We start from the raw sequence: 2702 nt of genomic DNA on the forward strand, positions 1-2702 counted from the left end.
CGGCTTCAGCGACGGCCGTATGCCAACCGCCGGGACCTGTCGACCTTCATGATGTAGCGCGTACGGCGATTTGTCAGAACGCCAGTTTTGTAAACCGAAGGTCGCGGGTTCGACCCCTGCATCCGGCACCAAGTCCCCAGATCGCTCGGGCCCAGCCCGCCACGCGTCTCTCGCTACGCCCCGACGGTTTTCAGCAGGTCGCGGCTGCGTCCGGCGATCAGCCGCCAGCTTCCGGCCGCGGCCAGGGCCCCGACCTTGTCGAGCCAATCGGCCCGGACCTCGGCCTTGCGCGAGGCGTCCCGGCCATGCTCCGCGATCATGCGCTGTGCCGACCGTGCAATATCCGAATTCGAGTAATTCATCGAAATTCCAACCGATCCGACTGCCCTGCCTCCACGTCCCCATCCAGAGTTCGTCCTACACCAATCCCGGCGCACCCAAATCCCTCATATGGGGGATAGGGGACGGCCCATCTTGGCGGCACCGCCCTTTTGCCCCACGCTGTCGCGGGGGAGGATCACCGATGGCACAGTTGTTCTCAGCCGGCCGCCGCCGCATCCCGGTGGCCGGCATCGCCGCCATCCTGCTGCTCACGGCCACAGCGCAGGCCCGGGCGGCGCTGCCGCCCTACTGGCAGCGGGTGCACGAGATCCAGGCGATCCTGGATGACGGCGAAGTTGCCCGGAAGCTGGGCGAGGCCCCGGTCGGCCGGATCGAATGGACGGCCGAGGACCATTACCGGGTCCAGGCCGGATCCTGCACGCTCGATATCCGCATCATCGGCGAATCCCGGTCCGATCCGGGCCCGCGCAAGTTCCATCTCCAGCTCGGCGATCCGGACTGCAAATGACCGCGGCCTCGGGACGACGCAGACGTCGCCCGGTTCAGGCGCCAGCGAAAGTTCCCTTGTACTGCTCCCTGAGTGCCGCCTTCTGGACCTTGCCCATGGTGTTGCGCGGGATCTCCGCCACCACGAACACCGCCTTGGGCTGCTTGAACCGGGCCAGCTGATCCTGCAGCGCGGCCTGGACCGCGGCTGGATCCAGTGGCACGGCGCCGGGCTGCATCTTCACCACCGCCGCCACCGCCTCGCCGAAATCCGGGTGCGGCAGGCCGATCACCGCCGATTCCTCCACGCCGGGAATCGCGTCGATCAGGCCTTCGACCTCCTTCGGGTAGATGTTGAAGCCGCCGGAGATGATCAGAGCCTTGGCCCGGCCGACGATCGAGACATAGCCGCAATCGTCCACCACCCCGACATCGCCCGTGATGAAGAAGCCGTCGGCGCGGAATTCGGCCATCGTCTTCTCCGGCATCCGCCAATAGCCCTTGAACACGTTGGGGCCCTTGACCTCGAGGACGCCGATCTGTCCCGGCGGCAAGATCTTCGCATCATCATCCACCACCCGCAGCGACACGCCCGGCAGCGGCAGGCCGACCGTCCCGGCCCGCCGGTCGCCGTCCAACGGGTTCGAGGTGTTCATGTTGGTCTCGGTCATGCCGTAGCGTTCGAGGATGGTGTGGCCAGTGCGTCGGCGGAACTGTTCGAAGGTGTCGACCAGCAGCGGCGCCGAGCCGGAGATGAACAGCCGCATGCCACGGCACAGCTCGGCCGTCAGGCCGGCCTGTTCCAGCAGCCGGACATAGAAGGTCGGCACACCCATCATCACGGTGGCGCGCGGCAGCAGGCCCAGCACCTCGGCGGCATCGAATTTCGGCTGGAACAGCATGGTCGCCCCGGCCAGCAGGGCGCAGTTGGTGGCGACGAACAGGCCGTGGGTGTGGAAGATCGGCAGGGCGTGCAGCAGCACGTCATCCGGCCGGAAGCCCCAATATTCGTGCAGGGTCAGGGCGTTCGACAGCAGGTTGTCATGGCTGAGCATTGCCCCCTTCGACCGCCCGGTGGTGCCGGAGGTGTAGAGGATCGCCGCCAGATCGTCCGGCCCGCGCGGCAGCGTCTCGAAATCCGCGCTCTCGGCGGCCGCAGCTTCGGCCAGGCTGCCCTCCCCGGCCGCGCCCAGCGTCAGCACCGCCTTGGCGCCGGCGGGCGTCGCCACCGCCTCGATCTCGGCCAGCCGCGTCGGCTGGCACACCACCAGCGCCGGTTCGGCATCGCCGGCGAAATAGGCAACCTCGCCCCGGGTGTAGGCGGTGTTGAGCGGCAGGTAGATCGCCCCGGCGCGCAGACAGCCGAGATACAGCGCCACCACCTCGGGCGACTTGTCGACCTGGACCATGACCCGGTCGCCCGGCGCGACGCCCACCCGCCGCAGCAGGCCGGCATAACGGGCGCTGGCCGCCTCGAGATCGGCGTAGCTGATTGCGCTCCCGTCGGCCAGGGCGAGCGCCGGCTTGGTCCGGTCGGCGGGGAAGCGGGCGGACAGGGCGTCGTAGAGATTGGTCATGGGCCTGTATCAACGGCAGAATGGGCAGGTCAGAGATAGGGCTTCAGCTGGCGCGCCACCGCGCGGCTCGTCGCCACCCTCCCGGCATTGACGAAGGCCTCGTGATTCCGCTCCAGCTCCGCCGGATCATAGAGGTAATTGACCAGAAGACCCCAGCCCTGCTCCAGCCCCTTCGGCGAGATGTCGCCGGCCCAGTTCAGCCGCTCCAGCCGGGCGCCGTTGCCGAGATGGAACCGCGCCACCGGGTCGGTCAGCCGGCCATTCGGGCGCAGCTCGGCCGCGAGGTAGCGGGCGCAC

The 2702-nt window shown here is 68.3% G+C and carries 4 protein-coding genes; 1 reads left to right on the forward strand and 3 read right to left on the reverse strand.

The annotated features are described in order from the left end of the window. Positions 1-173: 173 nt before the first annotated feature. On the reverse strand, positions 174-320 hold the full coding sequence (locus AC3XYG_RS30640; protein WP_489143667.1) for a hypothetical protein: 147 nt from the start codon (positions 318-320) through the stop codon (positions 174-176). Between the two features lie 203 nt (positions 321-523). On the opposite strand from AC3XYG_RS30640, the gene AC3XYG_RS30645 reads away from it, so the two are divergent. Continuing rightward, positions 524-850 (forward strand): hypothetical protein, encoded by a 327-nt coding sequence (locus AC3XYG_RS30645; RefSeq protein ID WP_489143668.1) that lies wholly within the window; start codon positions 524-526, stop codon positions 848-850. Positions 851-884: 34 nt separating this feature from the next. Here AC3XYG_RS30645 and AC3XYG_RS30650 read toward each other — a convergent pair whose 3' ends face one another. Both AC3XYG_RS30650 and AC3XYG_RS30655 read right to left on the reverse strand, forming a co-directional pair. Then, complete coding sequence (locus AC3XYG_RS30650) at positions 885-2405, reverse strand: malonate--CoA ligase (protein ID WP_489143669.1); 1521 nt, start codon at positions 2403-2405, stop codon at positions 885-887. Between the two features lie 29 nt (positions 2406-2434). After that, a partial coding sequence (locus AC3XYG_RS30655) for a malonyl-CoA decarboxylase domain-containing protein (protein WP_489143670.1) occupies positions 2435-2702 on the reverse strand: 268 nt, incomplete at its 5' end.

The sequence above is a fragment of the Inquilinus sp. genome (assembly GCF_057815775.1).

What these genes read in the sequence shown, in the direction of transcription:
- AC3XYG_RS30650 (WP_489143669.1), bottom strand. Translation starts at nt 2,405, where the DNA reads ATGACCAATCTCTACGACGCCCTGTCCGCCCGCTTCCCCGCCGACCGG.
- AC3XYG_RS30640 (WP_489143667.1), bottom strand. Translation starts at nt 320, where the DNA reads ATGATCGCGGAGCATGGCCGGGACGCCTCGCGCAAGGCCGAGGTCCGG.
- AC3XYG_RS30645 (WP_489143668.1), top strand. Translation starts at nt 524, where the DNA reads ATGGCACAGTTGTTCTCAGCCGGCCGCCGCCGCATCCCGGTGGCCGGC.